This is a genomic window from Herbaspirillum sp. 1173, assembly GCF_031455335.1.
GTDB lineage: Bacteria > Pseudomonadota > Gammaproteobacteria > Burkholderiales > Burkholderiaceae_D > Herbaspirillum > Herbaspirillum huttiense.
The window spans coordinates 46,467-64,753 of sequence record NZ_JAVDSP010000010.1 but is presented as its reverse complement, the minus strand read 5'-3'; the positions used below and the strand labels follow the sequence as shown (position 1 = coordinate 64,753).

The following is an 18,287-nucleotide window of genomic DNA, read 5'->3' as shown; positions in this document are numbered from 1 at the left end:
CTGACAAGACTTTGACGGGGAAGGGAAAACCATGAAGAAGCCAATGCGCAAGACGCGGCGTGCAGGTTCGGCGCTGCCACGGATGTTGCCCATCGTCGTACCGCTGATGGGCGCCTGTCTCTACACGGGCAGTGCCCAGGCCTTTACCTTCGAGGGGGAATCGGTCTCGGGCAACTTTGACTCCACCGTCACGGTGGGCGTCGGGATCCGCGCCAGCAAGCCGGTCTGTGCCGGCATCATCGGTTCGGTCAACGGCGGCCAGCCCTCGGGGCCGACCGGTGCGGGCGCACCGGATGGCTGTGCCGATTCGCTCTCGCAATACAACGACCAGGGCAACCTGAACTACGACCGTGGCAGCGCTTTCACCACCTACATCAAAGGCACCCATGAGCTGATGCTCAAGTTGCCTTCGGACGTGAAATTCCTCGGCCGCGTCAGCTGGCTGCGCGACTTTGCAGCCGACAGCGCCACCGGCTACGTCAGCGGGGGCGGCGGCAGTTCCTTCCCCGGCAATGCGGCCAGCCAGGTGCGCAACAAGACGCGCCTGCTGGATCTGTGGGTGAGCAAGGAATTCTCCATCGGCGAGCAGCGCGGCCGCCTGCGTGTTGGTAACCAGGTGGTGAACTGGGGCGAGAGCCTGTTCATCCCCGGAGGCATCAACCAGACCAACGCGCTGGACCTGATGCGCCTGTCGCAACCGGGCACGCAGATGAAGGAAGCGGTGCTGCCGGCCCCGATGGTGAACTTCGCCACCGGACTGGGCCATGGCCTGAGCGTCGAGACTTATGTGCAGCAAGGCTGGCAGCGCAACTACTTCCCGCCGGTGGGCAGCTACTGGTCCATCGGCACCATCGGCAACGGTGCCACCGAGCTGGGCGTGCCCACCACCAGTACGCCGCGTTCCAGCGGCCAGTACGGCGTGGCGCTGCGCTACAGCCCCAAGGACACCGAGATGAATTTCGGGCTGTACCTGATGAACTACCACGACAAGTCGCCGGTGATGTCGACCTCCACCAGTTCGGTTTCGGGCTTCGGCTACTCCTATCTGCAGGACCGCAAGATGATCGGTGCCAGCATGAACTTCCCGGTCGGCAACTGGGCAGTGGGCACCGAATTGTCTTACCGTCCCAAGGATCCGATCACGCTCAATACCTCCACCGCCGGCAACAGCCCGACCACCAATGGCAGCGGCTGCCTGGCCAACGGCAACTGCTACGTCGAGACAGCCAAGTACCAGCTGGCGGTCACGGGCCTGTTGAGCATGACCCCGAGCGACAATCCCACCATCCTCAAGATGCTGGGCGGGGCCGATACCGCCACCCTGATGGCCGAGGCCGTGGGCATCTACTATCCCAACATGAAGAAGTCCTACCAGGGCATTCCCGTCGCGGCCGGCAACTGGGGCTGGGGTTACGACACCACCGCCAATGCCATTGCCACCGGCGCCGGGTCGCCGCCCAGCGTAGGCACGGCGCTCTCGTATGGCTACAACCTGGACTTCAGCTGGGTGTATGACGGTTCGCTCATACCGGGCTGGCAGGTGGTACCGGAGATCTTCTACTTCCAGGCCTTGCATGGACGCACGCCCAACTTTGCGGGCACCTTCATGCAGGGCGCGAAGTCGGCCAACTTCATCGTCAGCTTCATCCAGAATCCGGCCAAGTGGCAGTTCTCGCTCAACTACGCCATGTTCTGGGGCGGCGACACCATCTTCGACCAGCCGCTGCGCGGCCGCAATTTCGTCGGGGCCACCGCGACCTACAACTTCTGATCCCGGTCGGACTGCGCCCTGGCGGGCGTAGTCCGTTCCGGTCGTACCGTGTCTTGCCTGCTGGATTCAGATCACTATGCGTTTTCTCAACGGCTTTCTCAGCCTGGCGCGCCTGGAGGCGCTGGCTTTTCGCGCGCGCCTGCCCATCCTGCTGGCACTGCTGGGCTTCACGGCGCTGATGGCCGTGTTCTCGCTGCAGCTGCGCATGGATGCCGGCTTCGAGAAGCAGATCCCTTCGGACCACGAATACGTGGCCACGCTGCACCAATACCGCGATGAACTGTTCGGTGCCAATCGCCTCAACATCGTGCTGCGCGCCCGGCACGGCAGCATCTGGACCAGGGACGGCCTCACGCGCCTGAACGCCATGACCCAGGCCGTCATGTTCCTGCCCAACATCAACCGGCTGGGGGTGCAGTCGCTGTGGACGCCCAACACCTTCGTCAATGAAATCACCGAGGAAGGGTTCCGCGCCGACCCGGTCATCGCCGGTACCGTCACGCCTGACAACCTGACGCCGGAGGTGATCGCCGGTATCCGCGACAGCGCCAACAATGGCGGCTTCGTGGGTACGCTGGTCTCGCGCAGCCAGGACAGCGCGATGATCATCGCCGAGATCAACGAGTTCGATGCCAATGGCAAGAAGGTCGACTATCTCGCCTACAACAAGCTGCTCAACGACTTGCGCGCCAAGTACGAGAATGCCGACTTCGAGGTGCAGATCATCGGCTTCGCCAAGCAGATCGGCGATGTTGCCGATGGCGCGCAGGGCGTGCTCAAGTTCTGCGTGATGGCTTTGCTGCTGACTGCACTGGCGGTGTACTGGTATTGCCGCTCGCTGCCGTTCACGCTGCTGCCCATCGTCTGTTCGCTGGTATCGCTGGTGTGGCAGTTCGGGACCTTGCACCTGCTGGGCTACGGACTGGACCCGCTGGCGGTGCTGGTGCCGTTCCTGGTGTTTGCCATCGGCGTCTCGCACGGGGTGCAGCAGATCAACTACATCGTGCGCGGCATCGCGGCCGGCATGGGGTGCGACGAGGCGGCGCGCGCCAGCTTCCGTGGCCTCCTGGTGCCGGGCGTGCTGGCGCTGGTGACGGCCTTCGTCTCCTTCATCACGCTCACGCTCATTCCGATTCCCATGGTCAAGGAGCTGGCCATCACCGCTTCCATCGGCGTGGGCTACAAGATCATCACCAACCTGGTCATGCTGCCGCTGGCGGCCTCCCTGCTCAAGGTCGACAAGGCCTATGCCGATGCCGCCATGCGGGCACAGCAGAAGCGTGCGCGCTGGCTGCAGGTGTTTGCGCGTGCGGCCCATCCGCGCAATGCCAGGGGAATCGTGCTGGTCACGCTGCTGCTCTTTGCGGCCTCGGTGTGGTACAGCAGCGACCGCCTGGTCGGTACCCTGCAGGCCGGGGCCCCCGAGCTGCGGGCCGACTCGCGCTACAACCTGGATGCCAAGGCGATTGCGGAGAACTACGACACGGGACTGGACTGGCTCTCGGTGATCCTGGCCACCCCCGAAAATTCCTGTGACCAGGTCGCCTTCGGACGTTACCAGGACCAGTTCGATGCTGCCATGGCGCAGGTGCCGGGGGTGATGTCGGTGAGCTCCTTCGCGCAGCAGATGAAGATCTATAACGAAGGTTACAACGAGGGCAATCCGGCGATGTATTCGGTGCCGCTGGATCCGGCCAATTACGCCGCGCTGGCGGTGGAGATCGGGCGGGTGCGCGGCTTCCTCTCCAAGGATTGCAGCATGCTGGCCACGCATCTCTACCTGACCGATCACAAGGCCTCCACCATCAATGGCGTGATCGCGGCCGTCAAGCAGTACCGCAGCGCGCATCCGCTGCCGGGGCTGAGCATCCGCCTGGCCGCAGGCAATGCCGGGGTGATCGCCGCCGTCAATGAGGAGGTGGAAAAATCGGAGCTGCCGATGATGCTCTACGTCTATGCCGCCATCGTGGTGCTGGTGTTTGCGGTGTATCGCGACCTGCGTGCCGTGGTGGCGTGCTGCCTGCCGCTGACGGTGGCCACCTTCATCGGCTATGCCTTCATGAAGCAGCTGCAGATCGGCCTGACGGTGGCGACCTTGCCGGTGATGGTGCTGGCCGTGGGCATCGGGGTGGACTATGCCTTCTACATCTACAGCCGCCTGCAGATGCACCTGGCGGCGGGCGAGGCGATTGAGGTGGCGCTGGAGAAATCGATACAGGAAATCGGCGTGGCCACCATCTTCACGGCCATCACGCTGGCCATCGGCGTGGCCACCTGGTCCTTCTCGCAGCTCAAGTTCCAGGCGGATATGGGCAAGCTGCTGGCCTTCATGTTCATCGTCAACCTGATCATGGCCATGACCGCCTTGCCGGCCTTTGCGGTGGTGCTGGAACGGCTGTTCCCGCGCAAGGGCAAGATCAAGGTCAACAGCATGATGAGCCATTGAGAGCGCAGGAGAGAATGCGATGCAAGGGAGAATGGATGTGAGCAAGTCAGTCAAGGGATGGCTGTGCGTGACGCTGCTGGCGTGGTCTGCACTGGCGGCCGGCAGTGGTCACGCGCAGGGCATGGCGCCGGTGCCGCTGCGTGCCGCCGTGGCCGATGCCCATGCCGAACGCGCCATGATGCTGGCGGCGACGCTGGCCGGTGAGCGCGTGGTGGCGGTGGGTGCGCGCGGCAATGTGATCCTGTCTGATGATGGCGGGCAGCACTGGCGTCAGGCGCGCCAGGTGCCGGTGGATTTCACGCTGACGGCAGTCAGCTTCGTGGATGACAAGGAGGGCTGGGCGGCCGGCCATGGCGGCGTGGTGATCCACACCGCCGACGGTGGCGAGACCTGGCAGGTGCAGCGCAGCGCCACCGAGGTCGACCAGCCGCTGTTCACGGTCTACTTCCGTGATCGTCTCCATGGCTGGGCCGCCGGATTGTGGTCGCTGCTGCTGCAGACCGAGGATGGCGGCAAGACCTGGACACCGCTGCATTTGCCGGTGGCTGCGGGCAGCAAGCGCAGCGACCTGAATTTGCTGCACCTCTTCGCAGGGCAGGGCGATGCGCTTTACCTGGCGGCGGAGCAGGGCACGCTGTTCCGGTCACGCGATGGTGGCCAGCACTGGGAATTGCAGAGTACCGGCAGCAAGGCCTCGCTGTGGAGCGGGGCGGTGGCCCAGCCCTCGGGCACGCTGATCGTGGCAGGACTGGGCGGCAAGCTCTTGCGCAGTATGGATGAGGGGGCGACGTGGCAGGCCGTGGCTTTGCCCACCAGCGGCTCCATCACGGCGCTGCAGGCCACTTCGGGTGTGCTGACGGCCTCCTCGCTGGAGGGCAAGCTGCTGCAGAGCCGTGATGATGGCCTCAGCTGGCAGGTCGTCGCGACTGCTCCGCAGGCCATCACGACGCTGCTGGTGAACCGGCTGGGGCAGGTCCTGCCGTTCTCCAAGGAAGGCGTCCTCAAACCGGTGGAGCCCGGTGCGGCCAAGCCCTGAGCATCACCGCCCCGTTTTTTTCGTAAATTGAATAAATGATTTATAGAATATGAGGAATCCATGACCATGAAACTCCTGCATCTGGATGCCAGTATCCTGGGTGAACATTCCGTAAGCCGCCAGCTCTCGGCGCAAATCGTGGCGCGCCTGCGCGTGCTGCATCCGGCACTGGAAGTGGTCTATCGCGACCTCGCCGCCGTCGCGCCTGCGCATCTGTCGCCGCAGCACCTGGCGGCCTTCAATGGCGCGGAGGTCAGCGATCCTGCCCTGCAGGCGGACCTGGCATTGGGACAGGCCTGCCTGGATGAACTGCTGCAGGCGGATCTGCTGGTGATCGGCGCGCCGATGTACAACTTCTCGCTGCCGTCGTCACTGAAAGCCTGGATCGACAGGGTGGCAGTGGCAGGGACTACCTTCGCCTATGGCGAGGCCGGTCCGGAAGGGCTGCTCAAGGGACGCCGCGCCTACATCGCCTCGGTACGCGGCGGCCAGTATGCGGAGGGCACGCCGGAAGCGGCGCTGGATCACCAGGAGCGCTATCTGCAGGATCTGCTGGGCTTCCTTGGCATCGTCGACGTCACCGTGATCCGCGCCGAAGGCGTGGCCCTGGGTGAGAGCGAAAAAGCGCAGGCGCTGGCGGATGCTTCGGCACGCATAGCCTTTTTGCGCGTGTAATACACTGACGCACCTTTTTTCTTCTGGCAGGGAAATTCATGCTGAAAAATACTTCGGAGCGCTTCGGCGCGGTCGCCAAATGCTTCCACTGGACCATGGCGGTGGCCTTCATCCTGGCCTATATCGTGGTGTATTACGTGATCTGGTTCATCGATCCCGAGACCAGCATCAAGCCTGCGCTGTTCGGTATCGAACCGAATGGTGAACTGGTCATCCCCATTCTCAACATCCACTGGGTGCTGGGCGTGAGCATCGGGGTGCTGGTGATCCCGCGCCTGATCTGGCGCTGGATCAATGTCGAGCCGTCACCGGTGCCGGGCAGTGCGCTGGAGCATCTGCTGGCCAAACTGGCGCACTGGGCGCTGTACCTGTTCATGATCGTGATGCCGCTCACGGGCTACCTGAACACTTATGATCCGACCAATTTCGGTCTCTTCATCATTCCGGCATTCCGCGAGACGGCCTTGTTCCACTGGATCGCCACGACCTGGCAGCTTACGGCCGAGCAGGTGGAGACGCCCATTTTCGCCATCCACAAATTCCTGGGGGACTGGGTGGTGTGGGTGGTGGTGCTCCTGCACATCGCGGCGGCTCTCTTCCATCACCGCGTGCGCAAGGATGCCACGCTGGTGCGCATGCTGCCGGCCTCATGGGGCGGCAAGGACGAGGGCGAGCGGCGCTGAGTCAGGCGCCGACCGGCGGCGCGAAGTCGCCATCCTTGCGCGGCGGGGCATCCACCGTAGCGGCCTGGACGGGCGGCGCGCCGGCGGGCTCATGGTGCTGCGTGCCGTCAGCCACCATGCTGCTTTCCTGGGCGACGGGCTGCATGTCTTCTTCACCGATGATGGCGGGTTGGCCTGAGGCGGTGTCGGCGGGCGGGGTGCCGGCACGGCGGCGGTTGAGATCGTCATAGCGGCGCAGTACCGGTTTGGCAGCGGCCAGCATGGCCAGCGAACCGGCGGCCAGCATGAGGAAGGACATCTTTTTCATTGCGGCTCCTGTGGGCATCGATGGAAATCGATGGAATCAGATTCGGGGAGCCTTGATTATCCCCAGCCGGGCTGCGGGGGCCTGTCGGACGATGGCGCAACCCTGCGTCGGCCAGCTTTGGATTCTGTGGATGAGCTGCGCCATGCTGGCGGCAGCACAAAACAAAAAAGGGCCCATCTTGCGATGGACCCTTTTTCTACTACATATGGTGCGGCTGGCAGGAATCGAACCCACGACCCCTTGGTTCGTAGCCAAGTACTCTATCCAGCTGAGCTACAGCCGCGAAAGAACGAGATTATAAGGAGCTTTTCAAAAAAGTACAAACATTTTTTCGCAGCCCTTCAAAAAAACTATTTCACCGCATTTCAATAGACTTCCCGCGCGGCAAACGGATGGTACTGGAACAGCCAGGTCTCGCTCAATGCCTGGCCCTGATGGCGCAGGAACAGGCGCAGCTCGACCGGTTCCTCGCCGCTGGCCGTGAGATCGAACTGCGCGCGCCAGTGGCCGGGCACGCCGTTGGGCAGCGCTTCGGTATAGACATAGGAAATGCTGCCGCGCGAAGCCGTGATGACCGCTTCCGGCTTCACGCCGAAAGGCAGCCCCGCCAGCGCTTCTCCCTTGAACTCCACCATGAACTTGCGCACCTGCGGCGGCCTCGGCTGGCCCGGCTGGCCGCCACGTCCCAGGCGCGTGGCCACGCAACGTGCCAGCGGGGAAGGGAAGGGCTCGTCCTGCTGCCAGTAGAGCCGGTAGCGCAGGCGATAGGCGTTGCCGGCGCGCGCCGGTGCCTTGGGTACCCACATGGCGACGATGTTGTCGTGGATCTCGTCATCGGTGCGCAGCTCGATCAATTGCACTTCGCCTTCGCCCCAGTCGCCCACCGGTTCTACCCACAGGCTGGGGCGGCGTTCGTAATGCACGCCGTCGAGGTAGTGATCGAAATCGCGGTCGCGCTGCAGCAGGCCAAAGCCGCGCAGGTGCTGGTCGCTGAAGGCCGACGACATGGTGCGCGGCGGATTGTTGAGCGGACGCCAGAGATGTTCGCCTGCGCCGTTCCAGATCGCCAGTCCGTCCGAGTCATGCACCTCCGGCCGCCAGTCCGCGCCGGTGCCCTTCACCGTTTCCGAGAACCAGTACATCGAGGTGGCCGGGGCCAGGCCCAGGCGCGCCACGTCGCGCCGCAGGAACAGCGACTTGTCGATCTCCATGTGCACGCCGCCGCCCAGCTTGCGCTGCATGGCGAAGCGATAGGCACCCGTGATGCTGGGCCCATCGAGCAGGGCATACACCACCACCGTATCGCTGCCCGGGGCGGAGGGTTCGAAGAAGAATTGCGTGAAGTCGGGAAATTCTTCAGGCCGGTCGGCCTGGGCCACATCGATGGCGATGCCGCGCGCCGACAGGCCGTACTGGTACAGGTCGCCGATGGCGCGGAAATAGGAGGCACCGAGGAAGGCCACCCAGTCATTGGCATGCCAGTCCTTCTCCTTCTGGTCGGCCAGGCGGCTTTCCTGGAAGCGGAAACCGGCGAAGCCGCTGCCTGCCGGAAGCTGATGGGCGGGGCTGTCGGCCGGCATGTCGAAATAGTCATCGCGGTAAGACACTTCGCGCGACTGTACCGGTACAGTGCCATCGCCCTGGCCAGCAAGGATGAACATCCGTACCGGTACACGGAAGAACTTGCCGAGGTGGAAGAAGGTCACCGGAAACGCGCCGGGCCCTTGGGCGAAGAGCGCATCGGCAGTCTTGAAGCGGATCTTGCCGTGGGCTTCGTAGTCGATCTTGTCCAGAACGTCTGCGGGGACGGCCGGCGGGGCCTGGTAGGGCGTGCGGGCCATATCGCGGGCGCGCGTTATCAGGCTGTCGAAGGAAAACGGCTGCGCACGGCCCAGGCGCAAGCCCTGCGCCGCCAGCGCACGCGGCGAGAGGCCGAGGGCGGCCAATGCCGAAGCGGCACTGGCGGCGGCGAGGAATTGACGGCGGCTGGGCATGCGATGTTCTCCTGTGAAGCGGTCCGGGGCAAGACGAACTCTACAGAGTGAAGCCTGCCGTGCTTGGTTCCTGCGTAAAAAAAGCCCGCTGCACGGGCAGCGGGCTTTCGGACTGAGGATTGATTGATGCTGGGTCCGGCGGACAGGGTCGCCGGACCGGCAGGATCAGTACTCCCAGAACATCTTCTGGATTTCCTTGCTGTCGGTGGTCTTGGTCAGGGCCAGCATCAGCAGGATGCGCGCCTTCTGCGGGTTCAGCGTATCGGAGACCACGAAGTCCAGCTTGTCATCGTCAGCTTCGCCGTTGCGCGCCACGATGCCCTGGCCGACGCGGCTGGAACGCACGATCACGACGCCCTTCTTGCGGGCCTCGGTCAGCGACGGTACGACGGTGTTGTTCAGGCTGCCGTCACCCACGCCGGCGTGGATGATGCCTTGCGCACCAGCGGCCACGAAGGCGTTCAGGGCGATCGGGTTCATGTTGGCGTAGCCGTAGACGATGTCCACTTGCGGCAGCTTGTCCAGGTTCATGATGTCGAACGGGGTGTCGGCCGTGTTCTTGCGGGTGGACTGGCGATAGAAGTACGGCTTGCTGCCCTGGATGTAGCCCAGGAAGCCCAGTTCCGGCGTCTTGAAGGTGTCCATGGTGGAGGTGTTGGTCTTGGTCACTTCACGGCCAGCATTGATCTGGTCGTTCAGGGTCACCAGCACGCCCTTGCCGACGGCTTCCTTGGAGCCGGCCAGCAGTACGGCGTTGTACAGGTTGATCGGGCCGTCAGCGCTGATGGCGGTGGAGGGACGCATCGCGCCCACGATCACCACCGGCTTCTTGCTCTTGACCACCAGGTCCAGGAAGTAGGCGGTTTCTTCGATGGTATCGGTGCCGTGGGTGATGACGATGCCATCGACGTCACTCTGCGCCAGCAGGGTGTTGACGCGCTTGGCCAGCTTCAGCCAGGCCTCGTTGTTCATGTTCTCGCTGGCGATCTGCATGACCTGCTCGCCGCGCACGTTGGCGACCTTCTTGAGTTCGGGAACGGCGGCGATCAGCGCATCCACGCCGACCTTGGCGGCGGTGTAGCCGACGGTGGTGGTGCTGGTGGCACCGGTACCGGCGATGGTGCCGCCGGTGGCCAGGATGACCACGTTGGGCAGGTTTTGTGCTTGTGCGGCTGCGGCCGCGGCCAGGCAGAGCAGGACCAGCATCTGCTGGAAGATTTTTCTGATGAACATGTTTGCCTCTGAACGAGTGGTTGAATGGATTTTCTTAGTTTTATTGGTAGCCTTGCGAAGATGTCTCACGTCTTGCCGCGCGATCTCATCCCGCCAAAAGCGCCGACACGATAGCACCGGCTCGCCTGGCAATCAAAGGTTTTTTTATCGGGTGAGAAAGCCGCATGGGACGGGCCTTTGCGACGGGGGTGCACGCACGTTTGGTGCGTTTTGGACCGGTTGGGGTGATCGAAAAGGGAAAAAAGACCCGCAACTGACAGCGCGCTGACGCAGGTGGCCGGGGTGCGCCGGCGCAGGGCTGGCGGGCAGGGAAGGCGCGCTTGAAAAAATAAGTAAATCGCGCCGAAGAACTCGGAAGATATCACCGAATCAGAGTGCAGCAAAGCCTGACAAGCGCGGCATTGTCCTGCTTGATCGCGGCATGGCGCAGCTGCGTGGAAAGCAGCGCTCTCAGGTAAGATGGTGCCGCGCACAAGTTCTTTCGATGAATGACCGGTCCAACCGGCCGCGCCGCCCCAGCGCATTGGCTGTCACACCGGTGCGGCGCGCGGCAATGATGGAGAACCACGATGTTTGCCACAGAAAAATTCACCAACCCCGAAGCCGCCTATGAGCGCGTGCTGGAGATCTACGAACACAACACGGCTATCCTGCGCGATGCCTTCCGCCAGTTCTCCAGCGGCCAGGGGATGCCGCAGCGGGTGCGTGCCTGCTATCCCTTCGTGCGCATCACCACCGAAAAATCCACCCACACCGATACCCGCCAGTCCTTCGGTTTCGTGGCCGGTCCCGGCTGCTACGAGACCACGCTCACGCGTCCCAAGCTGTTCCATCAATACCTGCTGGCGCAATTCAAGCTTGTGCTGCAGAACCATGAGGTGCCGCTGGAAGTGGGCGTGAGCGAGCTGCCGATCCCGGTGCACTTCGCCTTCCCCGAAGGCATACACGTGGAAGGCAGCCTGGACCCGGAACACCTGCGCACGCTGCCCGATTACTTCGACCTGCCCGACCTGGCGACCATGGATGACCGCATCGCCAACGGCACCTATGAAGTGGACAACGGTGCCTGGCGCGAAGGGCCGCATCCGCTGGCGCTGTTCACCGGGCCGCGCATCGATTACTCGCTGCATCGCCTGCGCCATTACACGGCGACCTCGCCGGACCAGTTCCAGCGCTACGTGCTCTTCACCAACTACGCTTTCTACGTCGATGAATTCGTGCGCCTGGGCCGGCGCCTGATGGAGCCGACCGATGATCCGGATGAACTGGCCTATCGCCGCCAGTACACTGCCTTCGTCGAGCCCGGTAATGTCACCACCTGGAGTGCCAACCAGACCGGTACAGAGACCAGGCCAGTTTCCGGTGTGGCACCAGCACGGCAGCCGCAGATGCCGGCCTATCACCTGCAGCGCGCCGATGGTAGCGGCATCACCCTGGTCAATATCGGCGTGGGTCCGTCCAATGCGAAGACGGTGACCGATCACGTGGCCGTCTTGCGTCCGCACGGCTGGCTGATGCTGGGCCACTGCGCCGGCTTGTCGGCCTCGCAGCGCATGGGCGATTACGTGCTGGCACACGCCTATGTGCGGGACGATCACGTGCTCGATGATGACCTGCCGCTGTGGGTGCCGATCCCGGCACTGGCTGAAGTGCAGCTGGCCTTGCAGGATGCGGTGGCCAGCATCACCCAGCTCGATGGCTATGAGTTGAAGCGCATCATGCGTACCGGCACCGTGGCCTCGGTCGATGACCGCAACTGGGAACTGCGCGACCATCGCATGCCGCTGCTGCGCTTCTCGCAGAGCCGCGCCATCGCGCTGGATATGGAAAGCGCGACGGTGGCGGCCAACGGTTTCCGCTTCCGGGTTCCCTACGGCACGCTGCTGTGTGTCTCGGACAAGCCGCTGCACGGTGAGATCAAGCTGCCCGGCATGGCCAATACCTTCTACGAGCAGCGCGTGGCGCAGCACTTGCAGATCGGCATTCGCGCGCTGGAGCTGTTGCGCAACAATGGCATCGAGCAGGTGCACAGCCGCAAGCTGCGCAGCTTCGCGGAGCCGGCCTTCCGCTGATCTACATTGCTGGTGGCTGCAAGGACGAACGCCCGAGACAGTCGATGTCGCGGGCGTTTTTCATGATGCGTCGAAGAGCGGATCAGCGCGGCAGGCGATGCGTGATCGTGAGTCGATAGTAGAGTCCCGCACCGATGAGCAGCGTCACCGCCGCCACGCACAGTGAGGGCGTGAAGGAGCCGCTGCCGTGCACCAGGGCGGTGGCCAGCGGCGGGCCGGCGATCTGGCCGATGCCGTAGGCGGCGGTCATCAGGGCCATCAGGCTGCTGGCCTGTTCGCGCCGCAGGCGGCGTGCTTCGCGCATGCCGAACAGGGTAATGGCGGTGAAGGGCAGACCGAGCAGCAGACAGCTCAACGCAAAGCCGGGTGCAGTGGGGAACAGGATCGACACCAGCACTCCCGCCGCCTGCATCAGGTAAGCCCCGGTCAGCAGCAGGCGCTGGTCGCCCTGCACCGACAGCCGCGTGGCGCTGAAGGCCCCGGCCGCCACCGACAAGCCGAAGATGGGCCAGAAGTAATCCGGCCACACCGAGCCCGGCAGCGCCTGGCGCGCGATCACCGGCAGGAAGGTGGCGGTGATGATATATCCGAATCCGGCGATGCCGTAGGCAATCACCTGGATCATCACTTCCCGCTTCCGGCTCGCCGATTCCGGGACCGGAGCCTGTGCTGCATTGCTGTCATGCGGATGCACGTTGAGACCGCGCCCGGCATCGAAGCTGAACGACTTCCACACCAATGCCGTGAGCCCCAGCGCGATCACGCCGAAGGCTATCCAGCCGCCCGCCGCCAGCCAGCCGGCCGCAATCATGGGGCCCGAGAGCAGGCCGGTCAGCGCGATGCCCAGGCCGGGACCACAGAAGATCACGCCGCCCAGTTCCGGACGGCCCAGCTGCGTCAGCTGCTGCAGGCACCAGCCGGCGGTATAGACGAACACATAGGCGCTGGCCACGCCCGAGAGAAAGCGCATCCACAGCCAGATCCAGTCCTGATGCAGCACGCCCATGCCCAGCGTGAGCAGGATGGTCACCACCAGCCCGGCGCGCAGCATGGCCACGCCGCGCTTGCTGCGATGGAAGGCGCACAGCATGGCACCGGCGAAGTAGCCCAGGTAATTGGCGGTGGCCAGCCAGCCGCCCATCTGCAGCGAGAGGCTGCCTTCATGCAGCATCATCGGCAGCAGCGGCGTGAAGGCGAAACGGCCGATGCCCATCGCCACCGACAGGGCCACCATGCCGGACAGGCAGACTTTCCAGGCCAGCGCGTGAAGGGAGGCGCTGGGGTGTGAGGCGGCGGGCTGGGTCATGGGCAAGCGCAAAGGCGTGAGGTGAACAGGGGTCTATGCTATCGTCTTTCAGTCATTCCAAAAAATGAATAATCGGGATGACTTCATCTTGATTCGAGAACATCCACTGGAGCAGCCATGGAACTGGCCGAACTGGAAATCTTCCGCACCGTCGTCGCCGAAGGCGGCGTGACCCGAGCCGCCGAGCGGCTCAACCGGGTGCAGTCCAATGTCACCACGCGCATCAAGCAGCTGGAGCAATCCATCGGCGTGCCGCTGTTCGTGCGCGACCGCAAGCGGCTGGTGCTGACCGCCTCGGGCGAAGCCCTGCTGGATTACGCCGAGCGCATCCTCGACCTGGTGCAGGAGGCGCGCGAGGTGGTGTCGCCGCAGAATCCGCGTGGCCGCCTGCGCATCGGCTCCATGGAAAGCGCCGCCGCCAGCCGCTTGCCGGCACCCTTGGCCGAATTCCACCAGCGCTGGCCCGAAGTGCGGCTTGAACTGTCGACCGGGCCGACCGACGTACTGATCGCCGGGGTGCGCGCCGGCAAGCTGGATGCGGCGCTGGTGGCCGGGCCCATCGAGGATGGCGCCCTGTCCGCGACACCGCTGTACAAGGAAGAACTGCTGCTGGTGACGCCGCGCAGCCATCGCCGGGTGCGCTCGCCCGAGGATGTGATGCTGGATACCCTGATCGTCTTCGAGCAGGGCTGCGCCTACCGCCGCCATGCAGAAAGCTGGTTCGCCGGCCAAGGCAAGGGCGGGGTGCCGGTACGCACGCTGGAACTGGCCTCCTATCACGCCATCCTGGCCTGCGTGGCCGCTGGTGCCGGGGTGGCGGTGGTGCCGCGTTCGGTGATCGCGATGCAGATGGAACCGCATGGATTTGCCACCCATTCGCTGGGCCGCGATGGCCGCGTGACCACCTTCCTGATCAGCCGGCGGGAACGCAGCTCGGCTTCACTGCTGGCCTTGCGTTCTTTACTTGTGGCAAGTCTTTGATATATTGGATTCATACCGGATTGTTTTGATATGAACCTCCACGCCACAAATATGTTTGCGGTTGCAGCATATGAAGAGGGTGTAACCATTTGTAAAAACGGCTGCGACAGCTCGGCTATTTCCCTATATTGAAGTTCCCCCTCCATTCTCCCCCCCGAGAATGGGATTTACCCCACGACTCGCAAGGGCCGTGGGGTTTTTCTTTTGTACCGCGTTTTTTCATCCCATTTTCAGCCCTGCATTTCCCGTCATTTACGACTGCACTGGTATGACGAGTCAGTTTGCCACATGTGTGCAAGGGATATGTACCAAGGTGCATATATTTTCGTTTTTTTCCGCATCCTGCATCCTTGTGCCCGCCGGTCTCATCACCGGGTCCCGGTCTTGCCGTCGGGCCGGGGTGGCGTGCTGCCCACGATGAGGTTGCCACGCGCCGCCGTCTGGATCGCCAGCACGGCGGGATGGCTCAGCCTGCGTTCGACCGAGATCGCATAGAACTGCTCGCGGATGGCGTCGGTCTTGCCGATCTCCACCAGTCCATATTGCTTGCGGATCTGCCCGGCAATCGCCGTGGGGGCCGCAAAGATGCCCGCGCCGGCGTCGCCGAAGGCCAGCAGCAGGGCTCCATCGTCGAATTCCCCCGTGATCTGTGGGCGGATGCCTTCCTTCTCGAACCAGCGCAGCAGGCGCGGACGCACCGCCGCATCTTCCCCTGGCATCAGGAAGGGCGCGGCATCGAGGCTCTGCGGAAAGCCCTTGCGATAGCGCCTGGCCAGTTCGGGCGTGGCAAAGAAGCTGGTATCGCATTCGCCCAGCAGGTGGTGGTAGCCGCGCACGTCCACATTGGGCGGCATCGGGCTGTCGGCGATGATGATGTCCAGCTTGTGGATGGCCAGGTCGGCCAGCAGTACGTCCAGCTTGCCTTCGCGGCAGATGATGCGGATCGGGTCCTGCATTGCCAGTGCGCTTTCCAGCAGCAGGTAGGCAATCGCCTTGGGCACGGCATCGGCCACGCCCACGCGCAGTTGCAGCGTGCGTCCGCCGGGGCGCAGGCGCAGGGCTTCTTCCAGCTCCTCGCCGAGGCTGAAGATGCGTTCGGCGTAATCGAACACCATGCGGCCTTCATCATTGAGTTCCAACCGCCGGCCCACGCGCTTGAAGAGCTTGTAGCCCAGGGATTCCTCGAACAGGCTGATCTGGCCACTGATGGTCTGCGCGGTCAGGTGCAGCCGCTCGCTGGCGCGCGCCACGCCGCCGGTCTTGGCGACCGTCCAGAAATAGTGGAGATGCTTGTAGTTGAGGCTGGCCATGGGCTGCTTCCTGGTTGCGGGGCGATTGCAATACTTCGGTTTTTCCGAAGTATTATCTCAAAATATTCGAATTTTCATTCAGTCTGGTTTGGCCTACAGTAGCGCCTTGTTAGGTGCGGTGGGGAGTTGTCGCCGTGCCGGGTATCGTTGCCAACGCTGAATGAAGGAGAAGCCTGATGAAATGTCCCGTTTGTACAGTGCACAACCTGCTGATCTCGGAACGTCAGGGCATCGAGATCGATTATTGCCCCCAATGTCGGGGTGTGTGGCTGGATCGCGGCGAGCTGGACAAGCTCATCGAACGCTCGGCCGCCAGCCAGGTGAGCGCCCCTGCTCCGGTACAGGCAGCGCGGACGCACATGCCGCCTGCGCCGCACACGCCACCGATGCCCCCGCAGGGCGGGTACGATGCCCGCTATGGTCGCAGTGGCCATGGATATGAATACAAGCGCAAGAAAAAAGGCTTCCTGGGTGAAATCTTCGACTTCGATTGAAGATTTTTTCCCAAAACCGATAACCGAGCCCGCCGCCGGCGGGTGAACAAGAAGAGAGGTATGACGTGAACGGTGTAGAGAGTTTCGCAAGCCTGCCCATGTGGATAGGTTTCATCGTCTTCGTGCTGGGGATGCTGGCCGTGGACATGTTTGCCCTGGGTGGCCGCAACGCCCACCGGGTGTCGCCCAGGGAGGCGTTGAGCTGGTCGGTGGTATGGGTGTCGCTGGCCTTCCTGTTCGCCGGCCTGATGTGGTGGTACCTCGATGCCAACGTCGGCCGCGAGTTCGCCAACCAGAAGGGCGCCGAGTTCCTCTCCGGTTACCTGATCGAGAAGGCGCTGTCGGTCGACAACATCTTCGTGTTCCTGATGATCTTCAGCTACTTCGCGGTGCCGGCTGAAATGCAGCGCCGCGTGCTGCTGTACGGCGTCATCGGTGCCATCGTCATGCGCGCCGTGATGATTTTGCTGGGTGCCTGGATGATCGCGCAGTTCAGCTGGATCCTGTACGTGTTCGGTGCCTTCCTGGTGTTTACTGGCATCAAGATGCTGATCTTTGCCGACAAGGAAGCTGATCTGGGTGACAACCCGCTGCTGCGCTGGCTGCGCGGCCATATGAAGATCAGTGACAACTATGACGGTGAAAACTTCACCACCCGCATCAATGGCGTGCGCTATTTCACCCCGCTGATGCTGGTGCTGCTGCTGATCGAGATTTCCGACGTGATTTTCGCGGTGGACAGCATCCCGGCGATCTTCGCCATCACCAAGGATCCGTTCATCGTCTTCACCTCGAACATGTTCGCCATCATGGGTCTGCGTGCGCTGTACTTCCTGCTGGCTGATTCGGCAGAGCGCTTCCACCTGCTCAAGTATGGCCTGGCCCTGGTGCTGCTGTTCGTGGGCGGCAAGATGCTGGCGTCCTACTGGTTCCACGTGCCGGTGCTGGTCTCGCTGTCCATCGTCGGTGCCATCCTGGTGATCTCCATCATCGCCAGCCTGGTCCTGACCAAGGGCAAGGACAAGGAAACCACGGCGGTATAAGCGGCTTTGATGGAGATGTGAACAATTCAACGTGGGGCTTGACCGGCTGGAGCGATCTGGCCGGTTTTTTTATGCGCGAGTGAACGAAGTGGATAAAACGATGCAAATTCGGCATCGCGCGTTTATTGGGGACGGAGTGCATTAGAATGTCTGCTCCACTCAACCGGTTTGCAGCGTCTGCCATGGCCCGCCTTCCCCGACTCGTCGTTCCGCACCAGCCGCACCACATCATCCAGCGTGGCCATGACGGCCTGTCCATCTTCCGTGATGCTGATGACCATCTGGCCTTCCTCGGCTGGCTCAAGGAGGCTGCAAGACAATTCAAGGTGGCCGTCCATGCCTATGTGCTCATGCCGGATCACCTGCACCTGCTGGCTACTCCGGCCGACGATCAAGGCCTGGCACGGATGATGCAATGGATCGGACGTCACTACGTCCCGTATTTCAACCAGAAGCATGGACGCAGCGGCACGCTGTGGCAGGGGCGTTACCGCGCCACCGTCATCGACCCCGAGCTCTACCTGCTGGCCATCTGCCGCTACATCGAGCTCAACCCGGTGCGCAATGGCCTGGCGGCCAGCCCGGGGGATTATCCGTGGTCCAGCTACATGCATCACATCGGGGCCAAGCAGGATGGGCTGATCACCGACCATCCTCAATATTGGTCGATTGGCAACACTCCCTTCGATCGTGAGATCGCTTATCGCCAGCTCACCGAAGAAGGACTGGCGCGCGCCGAAGTGGAGCGCATCACCGATGCCACGCTCAAGGGTTGGGCGCTGGGTTCGGAAGATTTCAAGCAGGGGCTGGAGCGCCAGACCCACCGGCGCGTCAGTCCGGCCAAGCGTGGCCGTCCCGCCATCGTTCGCATTGCGGGCGAGGCGGATGAAGTATCCGTCCGGCAAGAATCGTAAGCTTTCAAAAATAAGTCTTTTT

General features: G+C 63.1%; 15 protein-coding genes and 1 tRNA gene. 10 read left to right on the top strand and 6 right to left on the bottom strand.

What is annotated here, in order from left to right; all coding sequences use genetic code 11:
* Window positions 1–31: 31 nt before the first annotated feature.
* The 5 genes from J2X56_RS23420 (at window position 32) to J2X56_RS23400 (ending at window position 6,611) form a co-directional block, all read left to right on the top strand.
* Window positions 32–1,771 carry a DUF1302 domain-containing protein gene (locus J2X56_RS23420; protein WP_121045811.1) on the top strand — a complete coding sequence of 580 codons (1,740 nt, stop codon included), beginning with the start codon at window positions 32–34 and terminating at the stop codon, window positions 1,769–1,771.
* 76 nt (window positions 1,772–1,847) lie between these two features.
* Window positions 1,848–4,217 carry an RND family transporter gene (locus tag J2X56_RS23415; RefSeq protein ID WP_121045812.1) on the top strand — a complete coding sequence of 790 codons (2,370 nt, stop codon included), beginning with the start codon at window positions 1,848–1,850 and terminating at the stop codon, window positions 4,215–4,217.
* A 31-nt stretch (window positions 4,218–4,248) separates the two neighbouring features.
* Entirely contained in the window at window positions 4,249–5,253 is a 1,005-nt protein-coding gene (locus J2X56_RS23410; RefSeq protein ID WP_310163310.1) for a YCF48-related protein, read from the top strand.
* Between the two features lie 66 nt (window positions 5,254–5,319).
* Complete coding sequence (locus J2X56_RS23405) at window positions 5,320–5,928, top strand: NAD(P)H-dependent oxidoreductase (RefSeq protein ID WP_310163308.1); 609 nt, start codon at window positions 5,320–5,322, stop codon at window positions 5,926–5,928.
* A gap of 38 nt (window positions 5,929–5,966) precedes the next feature.
* Window positions 5,967–6,611, top strand: coding sequence for a cytochrome b (locus J2X56_RS23400; RefSeq protein ID WP_310163119.1), 645 nt, complete (start codon window positions 5,967–5,969; stop codon window positions 6,609–6,611).
* Between the two features lies 1 nt (window position 6,612).
* Here J2X56_RS23400 and J2X56_RS23395 read toward each other — a convergent pair whose 3' ends face one another.
* From J2X56_RS23395 to J2X56_RS23380, 4 genes are all read right to left on the bottom strand, one after another.
* Window positions 6,613–6,918: a hypothetical protein gene (locus tag J2X56_RS23395; protein ID WP_310163116.1), complete on the bottom strand. Its 306-nt coding sequence runs from the start codon at window positions 6,916–6,918 to the stop codon at window positions 6,613–6,615.
* 206 nt (window positions 6,919–7,124) lie between these two features.
* Window positions 7,125–7,201 (bottom strand) — tRNA-Arg (locus J2X56_RS23390).
* A gap of 82 nt (window positions 7,202–7,283) precedes the next feature.
* Window positions 7,284–8,912: a glucan biosynthesis protein D gene (locus J2X56_RS23385; protein WP_310163112.1), complete on the bottom strand. Its 1,629-nt coding sequence runs from the start codon at window positions 8,910–8,912 to the stop codon at window positions 7,284–7,286.
* A gap of 165 nt (window positions 8,913–9,077) precedes the next feature.
* The gene (locus J2X56_RS23380) at window positions 9,078–10,145 is read right to left on the bottom strand and encodes a type II asparaginase (protein ID WP_310163109.1); all 1,068 of its coding nucleotides are present in this window, start codon (window positions 10,143–10,145) and stop codon (window positions 9,078–9,080) included.
* A 569-nt stretch (window positions 10,146–10,714) separates the two neighbouring features.
* On the opposite strand from J2X56_RS23380, the gene J2X56_RS23375 reads away from it, so the two are divergent.
* A complete protein-coding gene (locus J2X56_RS23375; RefSeq protein ID WP_310163106.1) occupies window positions 10,715–12,217 on the top strand; it encodes an AMP nucleosidase in 1,503 nt (500 codons plus the stop codon).
* Between the two features lie 82 nt (window positions 12,218–12,299).
* Here J2X56_RS23375 and J2X56_RS23370 read toward each other — a convergent pair whose 3' ends face one another.
* The gene (locus tag J2X56_RS23370; protein ID WP_204727087.1) at window positions 12,300–13,523 is read right to left on the bottom strand and encodes an MFS transporter; all 1,224 of its coding nucleotides are present in this window, start codon (window positions 13,521–13,523) and stop codon (window positions 12,300–12,302) included.
* A 117-nt stretch (window positions 13,524–13,640) separates the two neighbouring features.
* Between J2X56_RS23370 and J2X56_RS23365 the strand changes: the two genes are divergently transcribed.
* Window positions 13,641–14,504, top strand: a complete 864-nt coding sequence (locus tag J2X56_RS23365) for a LysR substrate-binding domain-containing protein (RefSeq protein WP_121045819.1) — start codon at window positions 13,641–13,643, stop codon at window positions 14,502–14,504.
* A gap of 368 nt (window positions 14,505–14,872) precedes the next feature.
* Here the strand turns inward: J2X56_RS23365 and nhaR are convergent, their stop codons facing one another.
* On the bottom strand, window positions 14,873–15,814 hold the full coding sequence (gene nhaR, locus J2X56_RS23360; protein ID WP_134134399.1) for a transcriptional activator NhaR: 942 nt from the start codon (window positions 15,812–15,814) through the stop codon (window positions 14,873–14,875).
* A gap of 176 nt (window positions 15,815–15,990) precedes the next feature.
* Here nhaR and J2X56_RS23355 point away from each other — a divergent pair, with 176 nt between their 5' ends.
* The 3 genes from J2X56_RS23355 to J2X56_RS23345 all read left to right on the top strand — a co-directional run bounded on the left by J2X56_RS23355 (window position 15,991) and on the right by J2X56_RS23345 (window position 18,265).
* Window positions 15,991–16,308 (top strand): zf-TFIIB domain-containing protein, encoded by a 318-nt coding sequence (locus J2X56_RS23355; protein WP_121045821.1) that lies wholly within the window; start codon window positions 15,991–15,993, stop codon window positions 16,306–16,308.
* A 65-nt stretch (window positions 16,309–16,373) separates the two neighbouring features.
* Window positions 16,374–17,351: a TerC family protein gene (locus J2X56_RS23350; protein WP_121045822.1), complete on the top strand. Its 978-nt coding sequence runs from the start codon at window positions 16,374–16,376 to the stop codon at window positions 17,349–17,351.
* A 182-nt stretch (window positions 17,352–17,533) separates the two neighbouring features.
* Window positions 17,534–18,265, top strand: coding sequence for a transposase (locus J2X56_RS23345; RefSeq protein WP_121045823.1), 732 nt, complete (start codon window positions 17,534–17,536; stop codon window positions 18,263–18,265).
* Window positions 18,266–18,287 lie beyond the last annotated feature (22 nt).